Origin of the sequence: Cryobacterium sp. W22_MBD10_FK3 (genome assembly GCF_052113745.1) — a bacterium.
Classification (GTDB): domain Bacteria; phylum Actinomycetota; class Actinomycetes; order Actinomycetales; family Microbacteriaceae; genus Cryobacterium.
This window is the reverse complement of the sequence record NZ_JBGQOH010000001.1, coordinates 351,393-368,186: the sequence shown is the minus strand read 5'-3', so window position 1 is coordinate 368,186 and position 16,794 is coordinate 351,393. Positions and strand designations below refer to the sequence as shown.

Here is a 16,794-nt window from a genome sequence, read left to right as displayed (position 1 = left end):
AATAGGTCAGGGGCGCCGACGGTTGACCCGTAGTATGCGTATGCATACAAACTAACCGGAAGGGCGCACCACACATGGCACCGACACTGGAACTGGGTCTCGACACGTTCGGCGACGTCACCTACGCCGAGGACGGCAGCCTGCTCAGCCACGCCCAGGTGTTGCGCAACGTCGTCGCCGAGGGAGTGCTCGCCGACCAGGTGGGCCTGAGCTTCTTCGGTATCGGCGAGCACCACCGTGAGGACTTCGCGGTATCAGCCCCCGAGGTCGTGCTCGCCGCCATCGCCGGACGCACCAGTGCCATCAAGCTCGGCTCCGCCGTCACAGTTCTCAGCTCAGACGACCCGGTCAGGGTGTTCCAGCGCTTCGCCACCCTCGATGCCGTTTCCAACGGTCGCGCCGAGGTCATCCTGGGCCGCGGATCGTTCACCGAGTCCTTCCCGTTGTTCGGCCTGGAGCTCAGTGACTACGAGCAGCTGTTCGAGGAGAAGCTCGAACTGTTCGCCGAGCTGCTCAAGGAACAGCCGGTCACCTGGGCGGGCAGCACTCGCGGTGCCCTGACCGAGCAGCGCGTGTTCCCGCCCACCGAATCGGGCTCCATCCGCACCTGGATCGGCGTGGGCGGCAGCCCGCAGTCCGTGGTGCGCGCCGCCCACTACGGCCTGCCCCTGATGCTCGCCATCATCGGTGGCGAACCCCTGGCCTTCGCCCAGTTCACCGACCTGTATCACCGCGCACTCGACCAGTTCGGCCAAGACGCGCAGCCCATCGGCGAGCACTCGCCCGGTTACATCGCCGCCACCGACGAACAGGCCCGCGAGGAGATGTGGCCGCACTACCGCGCCATGCAGGACCGCATCGGCCGCGAACGCGGCTGGGGGCCGGCCACGAAGGCCAGGTTCGAGCAGGATGCCGGTCCAGACGGAGCGCTGTTCGTGGGCTCCCCGCACACAGTCGCGACCAAGATCGCCAAGATGGCCACGGGACTCTCACTCTCCCGCTTCGACCTCAAGTACAGCCTCGGCACCCTTTCGCACGAGAAGTTGATGACCAGTATCGAGCTCTACGGCACCGAGGTGGCCCCCCTGGTACACGAACTCATGGCCTGACGGCAATTCCGCGTGCTCCGGACGGGGTAGCGTAAACCAGTGGGCCCGGCTCAGGCAAACCGCCCACGTTCATCCTTTCGCTCTCACCTTCCTCGAGGAGTACACCGTGGAAACCTGGCCCGGATCTGCCTACCCGCTTGGCGCAACCTATGACGGAAGCGGCACCAACTTCGCCCTGTTCAGTGAGGCCGCCGAACGGGTGGAGCTCTGCCTGTTCGACGAGAACGGCGCAGAGACTCCCGTCGAAGTGCGGGAGTCCAGCGCCTTCGTCTGGCACTGCTACCTGCCGGAGGTGCAACCGGGCCAGCGCTACGGGTACCGGGTGCACGGCGAGTACAACCCCAGCGAGGGCAAGCGGGCCAACCCCAACAAGCTGCTGCTCGACCCGTACGCGAAAGCCACCTGCGGCGTCATGGACTGGGACCAGGCCCTGTTCTCCTACAACTTCGGCGACCCGGATTCCCGCAACGACGAGGACTCCGCCCCGCACATGATGCTCGGCGTCGTCGTGAACCCGTTCTTCGACTGGACGGGCGACAGGTCGCCGCGGACGCCGTACAGCGAATCGGTGATCTACGAGGCTCACGTCAAGGGCCTCACCCAACTGCAGACCGAGGTGCCGGAATCCCAGCGCGGCACCTACGCCGCCGTCGCCCACCCGTCGGTCATCGAACACCTGCAGAAACTCGGCGTGACCGCGATCGAGCTGATGCCGGTGCACCAGTTCGTCAACGACTCCACCCTGCAGGACCAGGGCCTCAGTAACTACTGGGGCTACAACACCATCGGCTTCTTCGCCCCGCACAACGCCTATTCCTCCAGCGGAGACCTCGGCCAGCAGGTGCAGGAATTCAAGGGCATGGTCAAGAACCTGCACGCCGCCGGCATCGAGGTCATCCTCGACGTGGTCTACAACCACACTGCCGAGGGCAACCACCTGGGCCCGACCATCTCGTTCAAGGGCATCGACAACGCCGCCTACTACCGGCTGATGGACGATGACGGTCGCTACTACATGGACTACACGGGCACCGGCAACACCCTCAACGTGCGCCATCCGCACTCCCTGCAGCTGATCATGGATTCGCTGCGCTACTGGGCGATCGAGATGCATGTCGACGGGTTCCGATTCGACCTGGCCAGTGCCCTGGCCCGCGACCTGTATGACGTGGACAAGCTGTCCACCTTCTTCGAGCTCGTGCAGCAGGACCCGATCGTCTCCCAGGTCAAGCTGATCGCCGAGCCCTGGGACGTCGGCCCCGGCGGCTACCAGGTCGGCAACTTCCCGCCCCAGTGGACGGAGTGGAACGGCAAGTACCGCGACACCGTGCGCGACTTCTGGCGCGGCGAACCGTCGACGCTCGGTGAATTCGCCTCGCGCATCTCCGGCTCGGCCGACCTGTACGAACACTCCGGCCGTCGCCCGGTGGCGTCGATCAACTTCGTCACCGCGCACGACGGTTTCACCCTGAACGACCTGGTCTCGTACAACGAGAAGCACAACGACGCCAACGGCGAGGACAACAACGACGGCGAGAGCCACAACCGCTCCTGGAACGGCGGCGTCGAAGGCCCCACCGACGATGACGCCGTCCGCACCCTGCGCGGCCGCCAGCAGCGCAACTTCATCGCCACCATGCTGCTCTCCCAGGGCGTGCCGATGATCCTGCACGGTGACGAGCTCGGTCGTACCCAGCAGGGCAACAACAACACCTACGCCCAGGATTCCGAACTGAGCTGGATCCACTGGGACGAGGCAGACCAGCCGCTGGTCGAATTCACCTCCGCTGTCGTGCGGCTGCGCAAGGAACACCCCACCTTCCGGCGCAGCCGGTTCTTCGACGGTCACCCCGGCAAGCGCGGCGAGGGCGACCCCCTGGCCGACATCGTCTGGCTGAACACCGACGGCGAGGAGATGCGGGCGGAGGACTGGGACGAAAGCCGGTCCCGCACCGTCAGCATGTTCCTCAACGGTCAGGGCATCCGGGAGCGCGACTCCCGAGGCCGCGAGGTCACCGACGTCAACTTCATCCTGCTCTTCAATGCGGATGCCGAAGACGTGCCGTTCACGCTGCCCAGCGAGGAATACTCGCCCGCCTGGGAGATCGTGATCGACACCGGGGGAGAGGGCGCGGACTCGCTGCCCCGCCCCGCCGGCGCGATCCACACCGTCAAGGGCCGCTCCCTCGTGGTGCTCCGCGAATACCATGTGCCGGAAGTGGCGCCGGATCACTCCGTCGCAGCGTCACTGGCCAGCCACCCGTCCCCGCCGACGTCGACGATCACCCTGCCGGTGCTGAGCGACCCGTATGCCCCGACCGAAGGAAACTCGTAGCAGAATGAGCATTCCCGTCTCCACCTATCGCCTGCAGATCACTTCCGCCTTCGATTTGGATGCGGCGGCCGAGGTCCTTGACTACGTCACGAGGCTCGGAGCCGACTGGCTCTATCTCTCCCCTCTGCTCAGCGCTGAGGAGGGCTCCGACCACGGCTACGACGTGATCGATCACGGCTCCGTCGACCCCGCCCGCGGTGGCCCGGAGGCGCTCGCCCGGCTGTCGGAGCGGGCGAGCGCCGCAGGACGCGGCATCCTGGTGGACATCGTGCCGAACCATGTCGGTGTCAATACTCCGCACAGCAACGCCTGGTGGTGGGACCTGCTCACGGCTGGGCAGTCCTCGCGCTACGCCGAGGCCTTCGACGTGGACTGGCCAGCCGGCAACGGACGGCTGCTGTTGCCGGTGCTCGGCGACGGCGACGATGACCTGGGCGAGCTCACCATCGTGGGCGACGAACTGCACTACTACGACAACCGTTTCCCGATCGCCCCCGGTACCGCGGACGACGGCGCCCCCGCCGCCGTCGTGCACGGGAGGCAGCACTACGAACTGGTCAACTGGCGCCGGGCGGACGCCGACCTCAACTACCGCCGCTTCTTCGCCGTGAACACCCTCGCGGGCGTGCGCGTGGAGGTGCCCTGGGTCTTCGACGAATCGCACCGGGAGATCCTGCGCTGGGTGCACAGCGGTCAGGTGCAGGGCCTGCGGGTCGACCACCCCGACGGTCTCGCCGATCCCGGCGGCTACCTGGACAGGCTGCATGCGGCCATGGGCGGCGGCTACCTGTTGGTGGAGAAGATCCTGGAGGGCCGCGAACAGCTGCCCAGCAGCTGGTCCACCGACGGCACCACCGGCTATGACGCCCTCGCCGATTTCGACAGGGTGCTGGTCGACCCCGCCGGTCAGGACGCCCTGGACGCCCTGGAGGCCGCGCTGCAGTCCGAGCGCACCGGGACGGCCCAGGCAGGGCCCGTCTCCTGGACCGAACTCGTCTACACCGGCAAACGCGCCATCGCCGACGGCATCCTGCAGAGCGAGGTGCGCCGGCTCGCCCGGCTGCTGCCCGAGCTGCCGCACTCGGATGCCGTCATCGACGCCCTCGCCGAGCTGATCGCCTGGTTCCCGGTCTACCGCTCCTACCTGCCGGTCGGCCGGCACGAGCTCGACACCGCCGTGCGGCTGGCCCGGCAGCGCCGCCCCGATCTCGACGCCACCATCACCGCGCTGCTGCCCTACCTCACCGACCCCGCGCACCCCGCGGCCGTGCGTTTCCAGCAGACCTCGGGGATGGTGATGGCCAAGGGTGTCGAAGACACCGCGTACTACCGCTACAGCCGGCTCACCTCCCTCAACGAGGTCGGTGCGGACCCGAGCGAGTTCGCGGTGTCGGTCGACGAGTTCCACCGCCGCCAGCAGACCCGGCTGGCCGTGGCACCCGCCTCGCAGACCACGCTGTCCACCCACGACACCAAGCGCGGCGAAGACGTGCGGGCCCGCATCTCGGTCCTCGCCGAGGTCCCCGACGAGTGGGCCGGCGCACTCGCCGAGCTGCGTGCGCTCGCCCCGCTCGGCGACGCCCCGTTCGAGAACCTGCTCTGGCAGGCCATCGTGGGTTCCTGGCCCGCCTCCACCGACCGACTGATCGGTTACGCCGAGAAGGCGTCCCGCGAGGCGAACCTCTCCACCACCTGGACCGCGCCGAACGAGGACTTCGAAGACCGGATGCGCGCACTGGTTCGCGACCTCGCCGTCGACGGGCCCCTGGCCCGCACCGTCTCGGCATTCGTGGACAGGGTGAAGCAGGCCGGCTGGAGCAACTCGCTCGCTCTCAAGCTCATCCAGCTCACCGCGCCCGGTGTGCCCGACGTCTACCAGGGCAGCGAACTCTGGGAGATGTCGCTCGTGGACCCGGACAACCGCCGACCGGTCGACTATGCGGTGCGCAGGGACTATCTGGACCGCGTCACCGAGGGCTGGCTGCCCCCGATCGACGAAACTGGCGCCGCCAAGCTCCTGGTCACCACGAGCGCCCTGCGCCTGCGGCGGGACCGTCCGGAGCTGTTCGGCCGGCACGCCCCCGTCGAAGCCTTCGGGCCCGCCGCCGCACACGTGGTGGCGTACGATCGCGGCGGTGCCGTGACCGTGGCCACCCGGCTGCCCGTCGCGCTGGCCCGCATCGGCTGGGGCGACACCACGATCATGCTCGCCGGGCACGACTGGCAGGACGCTCTCACCGGCGCCCGCTTCGCCGGCGGCCAGGTGCGCCTGGCCGACCTGCTCTCTCGCTACCCGGTCGCGTTGCTGATCCCCGCCGCCGCATCCGCCGCCGCATCCGCCGCTACCGAGGAGGCCACCCCGTGACGACAGCCAACACCGAGGAGACCACCGTCCCGATCGACGTGTGGGCGCCGGCCGCCGAGAGCGTCCGGCTGGCCTCCGGCGACGCCACCGCACCGATGATCCGCGGAGAGTCGGGTTGGTGGCACGGCAGCCTACCCGGTGACCCTGCCGGCGTCGATTACGGCTTCGTCGTCGACGGCGCCGGTCCCTTCCCCGACCCGCGATCCCGCCGCCAACCGAACGGTGTGCACGAGCTGTCCCGCACGTTCGATCCGGCTGCCCATGCCTGGCAAGATTCAGCCTGGACCGGCCGCCAGCTCGCCGGCGCGACCATCTACGAGCTGCACATCGGCACGTTCACCCCCGAGGGCACCCTCAAGGCCGCGGCCGGCCGACTCGACCACCTGGTCGACCTCGGTGTCGACTTCGTCGAGCTGCTGCCGGTGAACGGCTTCAATGGCACGCACAACTGGGGCTACGACGGCGTGCTCTGGTACGCCGTGCACGAGGGCTATGGCGGCCCGGCCGCCTATCAGCGCTTCGTCGACGCCTGCCACGCCGCCGGCATCGGCGTGATCCAGGATGTCGTGCACAACCACCTGGGCCCCAGCGGCAACTACCTGCCCAACTTCGGCCCCTACCTCAGCGACGCCGAAGGCAACACCTGGGGCGCTTCGGTCAACCTGGACGGCCAGGACTCCGACGAGGTGCGCCGGTACATCATCGACAGCGCGCTGATGTGGCTGCGCGATTACCACGTGGACGGCCTGCGCCTGGACGCCGTGCACGCCCTCAAGGATCACTCCGCCGTGCACCTGCTGGAACAGCTCGCCGGCGAGGTCGCGGTGCTGAGCGCTCACGTGGGCCGCCCGCTCACCCTCATCGCCGAGTCCGACCTCAACGACCCCCAGCTCATCACCCCCCGGGAAGCGAACGGCTACGGCCTGGACGCCCAGTGGAGCGACGACTTCCACCACGCCGTGCACGTCGCCCTGACCGGCGAGACTGTGGGCTACTACGCCGACTTCGAGCCGCTGGGCGCCCTGGCGAAGGTGCTCACCCGCGGGTTCTTCCACGACGGCACGCTGTCCACCTTCCGCGGCCGTCACCACGGCCGCCCGATCGACGTCGAACGGATGCCGGCCTGGCGCCTCGTCGTCGCCTCACAGAACCACGACCAGATCGGCAACCGGGCCATCGGGGACAGGCTCAGTGCCCAGCTCGACACCGGCCAGCTGGCCATCGCCGCCGCACTCACCCTGCTCGGCCCGTTCACCCCGATGCTGTTCATGGGCGAGGAATGGGGCGCGCGCACCCCGTGGCAGTTCTTCACCTCACACCCGGAGCCCGAGCTCGGCCTGGCCACGGCCGAGGGCCGCATCGGCGAGTTCGCCCGCATGGGCTGGGACCCGGCTGTGGTGCCCGACCCCCAGGATCCGGCCACCTTCGAACGGTCCAAACTGGACTGGTCCGAGTTGCACCGCCCGGAATCCGGCCGCCTGTTGGCCTTCTACCGCGCCCTGGCCGGCCTCCGCCGAAGCCTGGCCGATCTCACCGATCCGCGGTTCGCACGAGTCGCCGTGGCCTACGACGAACCGGATGGCTGGCTGCGGCTGACCCGCGGCGGGACCGAAATCGTGATCAACCTGTCCAGCAGCGGCCGGTCCATTCCGGTTGCCGGGCAGAGGGTGCACCTGGCCTTCGCGAATAACGCCGATGCCACCCCTCACCTGGGCGAGGGCCGGATCCTGCTGCCCCCGCACGCCGTGGCGGTACTCGGCTAGGAACAGCCGAAAGCACGCCGACCAGCGCCACTGACGACCGAGGAGGACCCATGGGCGAGTTCCTGACACCGGAGACTGCGGCGGCGCTGGCCCGCCTGATTGCGGTGGATGCCGACGGCGGCGCTCGGCCCCTCGAGCGGATGCGAGCCATCCGCGCCGTGCTGCACCATCTGGACGCCGACCCGGCCGCGCTGACCAGTGTGCGCGACGCCCTCGCCGACGGAGCCGGCTGGCCGCAAATCGCGGATGCCGCGGGCCTGAAGCCGACGGCAGCCAAGTGGCGGTGGCAGGGCACCGATGCCGAGATCGCCGCTCGCCAGGACGCCGGCCGCAAGCGCAGCAGCCGGCCGAGCAGCGTGCCCACCGACCTGCCCGGGCACTCGGTGGCGGAGGCGGCGGGCCTGCTCGGCGTCAGCGTGCAGGCGGTGTATCTGCAGGTGACCCGGGGTAAGCTGATCAGCCGCACCGTCGAGCTGCCGGACGGGCGGAGCTACAAACGAGTCTTCCTACCCGGGGACGCGCTACCCTCGACGACAGCACCGTTTGAGACAGCACCGTCAGAGACAGCACCGTTAGAGACAGCACCGTCAGAGACAGCCCTCCCAACGACAGAGCCTTGATTCCTCACCCGAGCGACCGAAACCTACCCACGGAGTGACCATGACCAATCAGAGCTATGACCCGTTCGACCGCACCTTCCCGCTCGACACCTCCACCACCACCGAGCGGCTGCCCATGCCGGGCACCGAACCGGTAACCGACGGCCCCGGCGACACCACCGACGCTGCCACGCCGGCCCCCGCGAAGCCGCGCCGCACCCTGCTCTCCGACCTCCGCACGGGCCCGCCGCAGCGCGCGGCCCTGGTGGTCCTCGTGGGCATCGCCGTCCTGGCGATCGCGTTCATCATCATGATCTTCGTGAATGTCTCCAACGAGAGCATCATCGCGTTGGCCGTCATCGCCACGCCGATCGCGTCTATGGTCGCGGCGTACTACGCCGTCACCCTCAGCATCCAGCAGGTCAAGACCGAACGGGCCGACAAGGAGAAGGCACTGGCCAAGCTTGAGTCTGTTGAGGCCGGCGCCCGCGAAACCGAAGTCTGGGCCTCCCAGATGGAGTCAGGGCTGCGCGTCGCGATGGCCAAGCTCGACGGCGCCGGTGTCTCGACAGTCGCAGTGACCCGGGCGGCCGGCACGCCGGACGACTTCTTCTAACGACGTACGCTCACCCGAGGCCGGCCCGGCCGGCCCGCAGCGACCGCCGCATCGGTGCTTGCCGCACTCGCGCCGGCAGGCGCGGATAGACCAGCCGGACGATACCGATGACCGCCGCGTAGGCGCGTCGCCGGCGCGAGGACCAGGGCAGGTCGAAGAGCGCTCGTTCCCTCGGCTGCAGCAGCCCGGTCGTGACGAGCCGGGCGAGCGGCATGGCCAGGCGCAGCCAGAGTGGGCCAGACGCCGGGTGCAACAGCTGCCTGGCGACGGACCGCGTCGTGTCATCCGTCGAGAGAGCCGCAACCGCCGAGTCCCAGTAGGCAGCGAAGGCCGCACGATCCGCCGGCCAGAGCCCTGGCGGCACCTGCAGGGCCGTGCCCAACACGCCGTAGTCGCGATAGACCGCCTCGGCGTCGGCGTCGGTGAGCGGCCCGTAGATCAGGTCGTGCATGCGGGTTGCGGATTCGTAGAGGGTTGCGGCGACCCAGAGCTGCAGCTCGGGATCGAAGGCGTTGTACGTCGGCGCCCCGGCAGGCTGGTCGCCGGTATCCTGCCGGCCAGACGTTCGGGCGCTGTGCACCGGACGGTGGGCCAGGGACACTCGGCGCACGGCCGCAGCGCGGTCGTCGGGGGTGCCGCAGGTGACCGCGTAGACATACGCCAGGGTTCCGCTCAACCGCTGCAGCGGCCGGGCAGCGAAGTCGCTATGCCGGGCGACTCCGTGACCGACGGCAGGGTTCGCGAGCTGCAACAGGATGGCGCGACCCCCGGCGAGCACCAGAACGCTCTCCGGGGCGAGATCGCGGATGCCCAGAGCGGCACCCGGCGTGGCCTCTGCTGTCATCGTGACTCCTCTCGACAGGAGGAGCCTAGTTGCCTTCCCTCGGCGTTCGTTCCCGGCCGTTCCTGAACCGTTCACATCTATTCTTGCGCTTGTCGGAATATCCTGGGGACGTATGCGATTGCATATACCTGAGGGCGGCGAATCCACCGGCCCACGGACTTGAGGAGCACCATGAGCGACATCGACACCACCACCATCCCCGGCTACAAAGCTGGAACCTGGACCATCGACCCCACCCACAGCGTGGTCGGCTTCAGCATCCGTCACATCATGATCAGCAAGGTGAAGGGCACGTTCGAGAAGTTCGACGCCACCTTCGTCACCACCGAGAACCCCCTCGAGACCAGCGTCACGGCCTCCGCCGTCGTCGCGTCCATCAACACCAATGAGGCCAACCGCGACGGCCACCTGCGCACCGGCGACTTCTTCGACGCCGAGACCTACCCGACCATCGACTTCGTGTCGACCGGCGTGCGCGTCGTCAAGGGCGACTACGTCGTCGACGGCAACCTCACCATCAAGGGCGTCACCAAGCCCGTCAGCTTCGACTTCGAGTTCGGCGGCTTCGGCGGAGACCCCTACGGCAACTACAAGTTCGGCGCCACCGCGTCCGCCCAGATCAACCGCGAAGACTTCGGCCTGACCTACAACGCGGCCCTCGAGACCGGCGGCGTGCTGCTCGGCGAGAAGGTCACCATCACGCTCGAGCTGCAGGGCGCCCTCCAGGCCTAAGCACCTTCGTACGGCGAACGGGGATCCCTCCAGAAGGGGTCCCCGTTTGTGCTGCCCCGCCATGCCGGTCAGGCCACGGCGCCGTCCGGCGTCGGACGGAGCACCCCGGCGCGCCGGAGCAGCAGACTGATCAGGGGGTCGAGGACGAACAGGAGGAACGCCGGGGAACCGACCAACGTCGCCAGCAGCACCACACCGAATGCCTCGCCGAGGGCGCTGACCGAGTTCACCCGCGCATTGTGAATCGCCGCGTCGGACGCGCCCTGCACGAGCCGCCGCCGTGGCGAACTGGCGTGGAACCATTGCCAGGTGCTGAAAAGCAGGATCAGCAGGAAGTTGAGCGGCAGCAGGGTGCGGCCCAGCAGGAACCGGCCGAACTCGTCATTGAGGCTGGTCGTGAACGGAACCAGGACCACCCAGAGCAGGCGAAAATTGTTCAGCCACACAATGGTGCTGTCGACCCGGGGGATGAACTCGAACTGCCGCACATGGATGACCCAGAGCAGGCTGAGCAGCAGGAAACTGACCACCATGTTCAACACGCTGGGTGCCAGGTCGCCGATCTGGTGCACGAAGTCGGTGTCCGACCGGGCCACACCGATGCCGTCGACGGAGACGTTCAGCACCAGCAGGGTCGCGGCGATGGCGAAGACACCGTCCGTATACGACTCCAACCTGCGGGTGGAGAGCACCGTGCGCCGATGCGGCCCGGCTCCAGCCTGGGCGTCTGGCGGCTCAGGCTCGAGGCTGCTCGACATGCCGGGCAGCCTACTCGCCGGTGATCTCCTCGCGCACCCGGCGCAGGTCTTCCATCAGGGCACCGATCAGGATCCAGTGCTGGGGGTGCGGGGTCATGATCATCAACGGCGCCGTCAGGGCGGGCGGTTCGACGACCGGTGCCGACGAGCTGCGCGTCGAGGCATCAGGCGGCACCGTCAACAACCGCAGATCGTGCGCGGCCCGTTCCAGTTCGATGGCGAAGGCCTGCACGGTGGGTTCGAGGTGCAACGAGTCGTCATAGTGATCTCGCAGCGCTCGCGTCATGCCCAGCGCCCGTGTCACCAGGGGGATCAGGTGGGAGTAGAGCTGGGTATCGGCGTCGAGCACCTCACGGTGCCTGGCCTGGCGAGGATTGAGGGTGAGGCTCTCCTCGGCCTGGCTGATCGCTCGCTCGGCCTTGGCCAGCATGGGCCGCAGGAGCCGGGCCTGGATCATCAGGGTCTCCAGGTCGGCGTACTTCTGCGGGCTCAACAGTGCGTTGGCCACCCTGTCGAAGGTCGCCGCGACCTCCAGGGTGAGCCGGGTCACCGCGTCGTGCGCGGGGGTGAGCAGCACCGGCGGAACGATCCAGGCGTTGACGAGGACGGCGATCAAGGCGCCGAGGATGGTCTCGATGATGCGGTCCCTGGCATAGGTGGGTGTTGCGGCGCCCAGCGTGAGAACGAGCATCGCACTGATCGGTATCTGGTTGGCCGAGCCGGGGGAGAGTTTGAGGGCCCAGGCGAGCAGGATGCACAGAATAACGGCCGAGAGGACGATCCAACTGGACTGGCCGAACAACAGGCCGATGGCCAGGGCGACCAAGACCCCGCCCACCACGCCGAGGCTGCGTTCCAGGGCGCGGCCGAGAGACTGATTGACGCTGGGCTGCACCACGAAGATGGCGGCCATGGCGGCGAAGATGGGCAGCTCGCCCGGCAGCAGCCACATCGAGATGATCCAGGCCAGGGCGACGGCGACCGACGTCTTGAGGGTCTGCAAAAGCGGGATCCGTCTGGACACTCGCAGGTTGGCCGTTATTCGCACTGTCATAGGCTACAAGGCCCGTGGGGGTCGGCCCGCCCCCCGGCCGGACCGGTCGGTCAGGGTGCGACAGGCGCGGCCGTCGCGGCGGGGAGGATGTGCACAGGGCGGCCGAGGAAGTGCGCGTATTCGTGCAGGGCGCGGTCGGTGCTTGCCGCCGATTGTCTGGAGGGCTCCGCGAACGGTGCCGGCTGGAGCGTGATCAGCTTGGGATTCCAGTCCCGGCGCCACGTCCCGACGATGCGGCCGCAATGCACCAGGAGCGGCAGGAAGATGCCGTTCTTGCCCGGCACGACCGTGGTCAGGCGCTCGGGCTCGATCGCGAAGCTGCGGTCACGATAGCCCAGCAGGTATTCATCGAACCCGGGCAGGGCCAGCACGGCGGTCGGGCCCCGACCTGGGGCCGCGCGACCGAGGGGACCGAGGTCGGCGTGCCGGGGGAGCAGGTGGCGCACGCCGTCGACGTCCAGGGCCTGAAGCTGGGGCCCCGCAACGGCTTCTGCGGTCTTGGCGTCGGCCATGGTGAGCTGGGACCACCAGGCGAAGTCGGTCAGCGGGGCCGGACCGTGCCCCGTCAGATACCGCAGGAGGTACTCGCCGAGCGCTTCGTCGCATTCGAACCGCCGGGGCTGGGGAACCCAGTCCGAGAGGAGGACGAGCATCTGTTGGGAATCGAGTTGCCGGCCCCAGCACAGTGTTCCCGACTGGGCGAGGTGCCAGATCAGGTGGTACCCCCGCTGGTGGTCGGTGTTGATGCCGTGGCGCTCCAGCAGCTCCAGGAAGCCCGACCTGGTCAGTTCCCGTCCGCCGCTCAGCGCCGCCACGGCCACGGCGCGCGCACGTTCGATGATGGCTTCGTCCAGGCCCAGGTCGCGGCGCCGTGTGGCCGCACCGGCCCAGAGCCTCGGGGTCGTCAGGCCGAGCATCCAGGCCAGGTCCGGTCCGGGAACGAGGTGCAGGGTTCCCCGCATCGGCCAGGAACGCACGATCCGTCCGGAATCGATCAACCGGTCGACGTCGGCCGAGGTACTGCCGGGAGAGCGCACCGCCACCGCCCACTTGGCCCAGCGCAGGTCCTGGGCCTGCACGGCCAGCATCCGGTCGACGACCAGGGCCGGCCCGTCACCGGGCACGTCGGCGGCACCGAGCACCCCGGACCGCCCGGTGAGCGCCTGACTGATCAGGCGGCGCCGGGTGATATCGGTGCGGGACGCGCGCGTCATCACGTCAGAGCCTAGCCACGCGCACGCCAGGCCACACCGGGTGGTGCGGACCGGCGGGCGAAATCAGGCCAGGTCGTCGTCGGTACGAGCGCCGAAGACGATCTCGTCCCAGCTGGGCATCGAGGCCCGCCCGCGACGGCTGGTCTGACCGGCGCGCGGCTGCCCGGTCGCAGCCTGGGACGCCCACGCGTTGCGGGGTTCCTCGGTGCGTTCCGGGGCGACTTCGGCGGCCGGCGTCTCTTCGTGGACGAGACGAATGCCGGTCTCGGCCGGCGTGCGCTCGGCACGTCGGGAGTCGGTTTCGTGCGCACCGGGCCTGTCGGTCTCCACGGCTGCTGCTTCCCGCTCGCCGCGGCGGCGGCGCAACGACTCGAGCAGGTCAGCAGTCTCGCTCAGGCTCTGCGGCGGCTCATCGGCACGCTTGATGGCGGCCTTGGAGACTGCCTCCGTCGTTCCGGCCGAACGGGCATAGGGAACCGGATCGTGCAGGGGAGCGGTGTCGTTGAGGATGTCGTCCGCGAGGGACTCCTTGAACGTGAACGCGCCGCTGTCGAACCGGCTCACGTCGGCCAGGCTGGTCTCGGCGCCGACAGCACGCAGCCGGGGGATCAGGGCACCCTTGAGCTCGCCCTGCTGGGAGAGCGCGATGGCCTCACTGCCGATGGGGGACAGGGCGTTCTTCTTCGGTTCGAAACCCCACCTGGCGTCGTGGTCGATGTCGTCGGCCGTGAAGGCGAGTTTGACGATCCACCCAGCGCCGGGTTCCTTCCAGCTCGCCCAGCGTTCGTTCGACGCGCCCAGCGAGGCCAGGCGTTCGCGAATGACACTGCCGAAGTTGGCCTGCTCGTCAATCGGATCCGGGTCGATGGCGGTGTGCACGGGCACGCTCAGCGCGCTGGAGACGATGTACTCGCGCTCTGCGACCACCGGCCCCTCGAAGCGCTTGACAAAGTCGAGCGACGCACCGGTGACAGCCGCGACGTCCTCCGCGGACATGCCGGAGCGAATATGCGCCTGCACCTCCCGGGGCGACAACTTGGGTCGAACGGACGAATCCGTTTGGGTTTGGCGAAGCCTGGACGCCAGAACTGCATCGATGGGGATCCGAAAACGATCACCCTCCTCTGACGCTGCAAGCAGCGCGCCGTTCTCGACTCCGATAACCTTCAAATCCTGCATGGCGAAAGCCCTCTCGCGATCACTGATGGCCCTACCCTGCCATGCGGAGCGCTCATTTTCGGGGAATACTGCGGGCGTGCCGGAAGTTGCTCCCATTGCCAACCTGAAAGGTTGGTGATTGGTTTGCTATTCCGCACGGATTGTTGCAAACTATGGCCGCCGATTTCGTTTATCGGCGTTAATGAAATGGATGGGCATGGCAACCGACTACGACGCACCGCGAAAGACCGAAGACGACTCAGAGTCGATTGAGGCCCTCAAGGAGCGTGTACCCGACAAGATGTCTGGTGTCGTTGATGTTGACGACTCCGACAACCCCGGTGGCTTCGACCTCCCGGGCGCCGATCTGTCCGACCTCGACCTCGACGTCGTCGTCCTGCCCCCGCAGGCCGACGAGTTCACCTGCGTGGAGTGCTTCCTCGTGAAGCACCGTTCGCAGATGTCGCACGAGACCAAGCTCGGCCCGGTCTGCCTGGAGTGCGACGCCTAAGCGCGCTTAGTTACTTGATGCTGGCCGTCGCGATCCATTGATCGCGGCGGCCATTTTCTGTGGTCGGCGACTGGACACCAGCCAATACGGCGACGGATCCGTCGGGTCGGTCAATGGAATCCGCACCACCGGTGCGATCCAGCCGCGGATCAGCAGCCAGGCGCGGGCATCCAGCCTCTGGCCCCGTTCAAGCGTGGCCTCCTGACCCTCGAACGGAATCGCCTCACCGAGGAGGTTCGTCTCGATGCTCGCCCGGCCGGCGGTGAGCACCCCATCGGAGACCTGCACGGTCGGCGATGCCAGCACCAGCAACAGGGCGCTGCCGAGGTAGAGGCCGGCCCCGGTGAGGACCCCCGCCCACACGGAGATCGGCAGGAAGACCAGCAGGCTTGCGGGGATCACAAGCGCGATGATGACGAACAGCCACGGGGATGGCCAGAGTTTTTCGCGATAAACGGGCATGGGTCTATTCGACCAGATAACTGCACTACCCTCGACACGTGGCTGAAAGCGTCGAAGTTCTGATTACCGCGTCCGTTCTCCCGACTTACGCCCACCCGGGTGACGCCGGAGCGGACCTGCATGCCGCCGAGGCTCTGGTCCTGGCCCCTGGCGAACGCGCCCTCGTGGGCACCGGCGTGTCGATCGCACTTCCGGATGGTTATGCGGCCTTCGTCGTTCCCCGCAGCGGCCTGGCGGTCAAGCACGGCATCACCGTCGTGAACTCGCCGGGAACCGTCGACGCCGGCTACCGGGGCGAGGTCAAGGTCTGCCTGCTCAACACCGACCGCGACGTCCCCTTCACCATCAACGTCGGCGACCGCATCGCCCAGCTCATCGTGCTGCCGGTGGCGCGAGCGGTCTTCGTGCCGGTGGAACGCCTCCCCGGCAGCATGCGTGGGGAGGGCGGCTTCGGCTCGACCGGCGTCGCGCCCAAGTCAGCGGCAGACGCGACCCCCCAGATCCCAACGTCCGCCCCGGCGGATGCCCACCAGAGTGGAGAAAACCTGTGAGTGACAACGTGAACCCCGACACGCGCTCGAGCACCGACGGCCCCGAGTCGATTGAGTCCGCCGGCACCCAGCTCAGCGAGACCGAGCAGGCCGCCCCTGACCTGCACGCCAAGTCGGCACCGGCCGACCGCGACGTCGAGGGCCCCCTCGACGAGTCAGAGGCGAACCCGGTTCGCCCGTACGTCGACCTCGGCGGCGTCAAGATCCTTCCCCGCGAGGGACTGCACCTGCGGCTGGAAATCGAAGAGGGCAGCAAGCGCGTGGTCGCCATCGGCCTGGACTACGCCGGATCGACCCTGCAGGTCCAGCCCTTCGCCGCGCCGCGCTCGAGCGGCCTGTGGCACGAGATCCGCACCCAGATCGCCGACCAGATCGCCAAGCAGGGTGGCTCGACCACGCCGCGTGAGGGTCCGTTCGGTCCGGAACTGGTCGCCGAGATCCCCGTGGCCGCCGGCCAGGGTCCCTCCGGCACCACCCGGCTGGCCAGGTTCATCGGCGTCGACGGCCCGCGCTGGTTCCTGCGCGGCGTCATCGCCGGTGAGGGCGCCATCAACCCCGAGGCCGCAGCACAGATCGAAGACCTGTTCCGCAGCATCGTCGTCGTGCGCGGATCGGCCCCGATGCCGCCCCGCGACCTGATTCCGCTCCGGATGCCGGCAACCCCGGCGGGCAACCCCGAACCAGCCGGCGCCTAGCCGCCCGGCGCCTCGGTCACGACGCGCC

16 protein-coding genes are annotated in these 16,794 nt (G+C 68.4%); 10 read left to right on the top strand and 6 right to left on the bottom strand.

The genetic code is table 11. From position 1 onward, the window contains the following. Nucleotides 1-74: 74 nt before the first annotated feature. From ACEN2M_RS01700 to ACEN2M_RS01675, 6 genes are all read left to right on the top strand, one after another. The gene (locus tag ACEN2M_RS01700) at nucleotides 75-1,109 is read left to right on the top strand and encodes an LLM class flavin-dependent oxidoreductase (RefSeq protein WP_441646383.1); all 1,035 of its coding nucleotides are present in this window, start codon (nucleotides 75-77) and stop codon (nucleotides 1,107-1,109) included. 106 nt (nucleotides 1,110-1,215) lie between these two features. Further along, complete coding sequence (glgX, locus tag ACEN2M_RS01695) at nucleotides 1,216-3,444, top strand: glycogen debranching protein GlgX (protein WP_441646382.1); 2,229 nt, start codon at nucleotides 1,216-1,218, stop codon at nucleotides 3,442-3,444. Between the two features lie 4 nt (nucleotides 3,445-3,448). Then, nucleotides 3,449-5,809 carry a malto-oligosyltrehalose synthase gene (gene treY, locus ACEN2M_RS01690; RefSeq protein WP_441646381.1) on the top strand — a complete coding sequence of 787 codons (2,361 nt, stop codon included), beginning with the start codon at nucleotides 3,449-3,451 and terminating at the stop codon, nucleotides 5,807-5,809. Then, complete coding sequence (gene treZ / locus ACEN2M_RS01685) at nucleotides 5,806-7,572, top strand: malto-oligosyltrehalose trehalohydrolase (protein ID WP_441646380.1); 1,767 nt, start codon at nucleotides 5,806-5,808, stop codon at nucleotides 7,570-7,572. The genes treY and treZ overlap by 4 nt, the downstream gene beginning before the upstream one ends. A gap of 50 nt (nucleotides 7,573-7,622) precedes the next feature. Beyond that, a complete protein-coding gene (locus tag ACEN2M_RS01680; protein ID WP_441646379.1) occupies nucleotides 7,623-8,192 on the top strand; it encodes a hypothetical protein in 570 nt (189 codons plus the stop codon). Nucleotides 8,193-8,232: 40 nt separating this feature from the next. Then, on the top strand, nucleotides 8,233-8,787 hold the full coding sequence (locus tag ACEN2M_RS01675; RefSeq protein WP_441646378.1) for a hypothetical protein: 555 nt from the start codon (nucleotides 8,233-8,235) through the stop codon (nucleotides 8,785-8,787). 10 nt (nucleotides 8,788-8,797) lie between these two features. On the opposite strand, the gene ACEN2M_RS01670 is transcribed toward ACEN2M_RS01675, so the two are convergent. Beyond that, entirely contained in the window at nucleotides 8,798-9,631 is an 834-nt protein-coding gene (locus ACEN2M_RS01670; protein ID WP_441646377.1) for an oxygenase MpaB family protein, read from the bottom strand. A 171-nt stretch (nucleotides 9,632-9,802) separates the two neighbouring features. Here ACEN2M_RS01670 and ACEN2M_RS01665 point away from each other — a divergent pair, with 171 nt between their 5' ends. Further along, nucleotides 9,803-10,363 carry a YceI family protein gene (locus tag ACEN2M_RS01665; protein ID WP_441646376.1) on the top strand — a complete coding sequence of 187 codons (561 nt, stop codon included), beginning with the start codon at nucleotides 9,803-9,805 and terminating at the stop codon, nucleotides 10,361-10,363. Nucleotides 10,364-10,431: 68 nt separating this feature from the next. On the opposite strand, the gene ACEN2M_RS01660 is transcribed toward ACEN2M_RS01665, so the two are convergent. The 4 genes from ACEN2M_RS01660 to sepH all read right to left on the bottom strand — a co-directional run bounded on the left by ACEN2M_RS01660 (nucleotide 10,432) and on the right by sepH (nucleotide 14,568). After that, the gene (locus ACEN2M_RS01660) at nucleotides 10,432-11,121 is read right to left on the bottom strand and encodes a TMEM175 family protein (RefSeq protein ID WP_441646375.1); all 690 of its coding nucleotides are present in this window, start codon (nucleotides 11,119-11,121) and stop codon (nucleotides 10,432-10,434) included. A gap of 10 nt (nucleotides 11,122-11,131) precedes the next feature. After that, on the bottom strand, nucleotides 11,132-12,175 hold the full coding sequence (locus ACEN2M_RS01655; protein WP_441646374.1) for an FUSC family protein: 1,044 nt from the start codon (nucleotides 12,173-12,175) through the stop codon (nucleotides 11,132-11,134). 50 nt (nucleotides 12,176-12,225) lie between these two features. Next, the gene (locus ACEN2M_RS01650; RefSeq protein WP_441646373.1) at nucleotides 12,226-13,389 is read right to left on the bottom strand and encodes a winged helix DNA-binding domain-containing protein; all 1,164 of its coding nucleotides are present in this window, start codon (nucleotides 13,387-13,389) and stop codon (nucleotides 12,226-12,228) included. 63 nt (nucleotides 13,390-13,452) lie between these two features. After that, a complete protein-coding gene (gene sepH, locus ACEN2M_RS01645; RefSeq protein WP_441646372.1) occupies nucleotides 13,453-14,568 on the bottom strand; it encodes a septation protein SepH in 1,116 nt (371 codons plus the stop codon). A gap of 196 nt (nucleotides 14,569-14,764) precedes the next feature. Here sepH and ACEN2M_RS01640 point away from each other — a divergent pair, with 196 nt between their 5' ends. Further along, nucleotides 14,765-15,058: a DUF4193 domain-containing protein gene (locus ACEN2M_RS01640; RefSeq protein ID WP_066599570.1), complete on the top strand. Its 294-nt coding sequence runs from the start codon at nucleotides 14,765-14,767 to the stop codon at nucleotides 15,056-15,058. A 6-nt stretch (nucleotides 15,059-15,064) separates the two neighbouring features. Here ACEN2M_RS01640 and ACEN2M_RS01635 read toward each other — a convergent pair whose 3' ends face one another. Further along, on the bottom strand, nucleotides 15,065-15,520 hold the full coding sequence (locus ACEN2M_RS01635) for a DUF3093 domain-containing protein (protein WP_441646371.1): 456 nt from the start codon (nucleotides 15,518-15,520) through the stop codon (nucleotides 15,065-15,067). 38 nt (nucleotides 15,521-15,558) lie between these two features. On the opposite strand from ACEN2M_RS01635, the gene dut reads away from it, so the two are divergent. Both dut and ACEN2M_RS01625 read left to right on the top strand, forming a co-directional pair. Further along, the gene (dut, locus tag ACEN2M_RS01630) at nucleotides 15,559-16,071 is read left to right on the top strand and encodes a dUTP diphosphatase (RefSeq protein WP_441646370.1); all 513 of its coding nucleotides are present in this window, start codon (nucleotides 15,559-15,561) and stop codon (nucleotides 16,069-16,071) included. 50 nt (nucleotides 16,072-16,121) lie between these two features. Further along, nucleotides 16,122-16,766, top strand: a complete 645-nt coding sequence (locus ACEN2M_RS01625) for a DUF3710 domain-containing protein (protein WP_441646617.1) — start codon at nucleotides 16,122-16,124, stop codon at nucleotides 16,764-16,766. The last annotated feature ends 28 nt before the right edge of the window (nucleotides 16,767-16,794 follow it).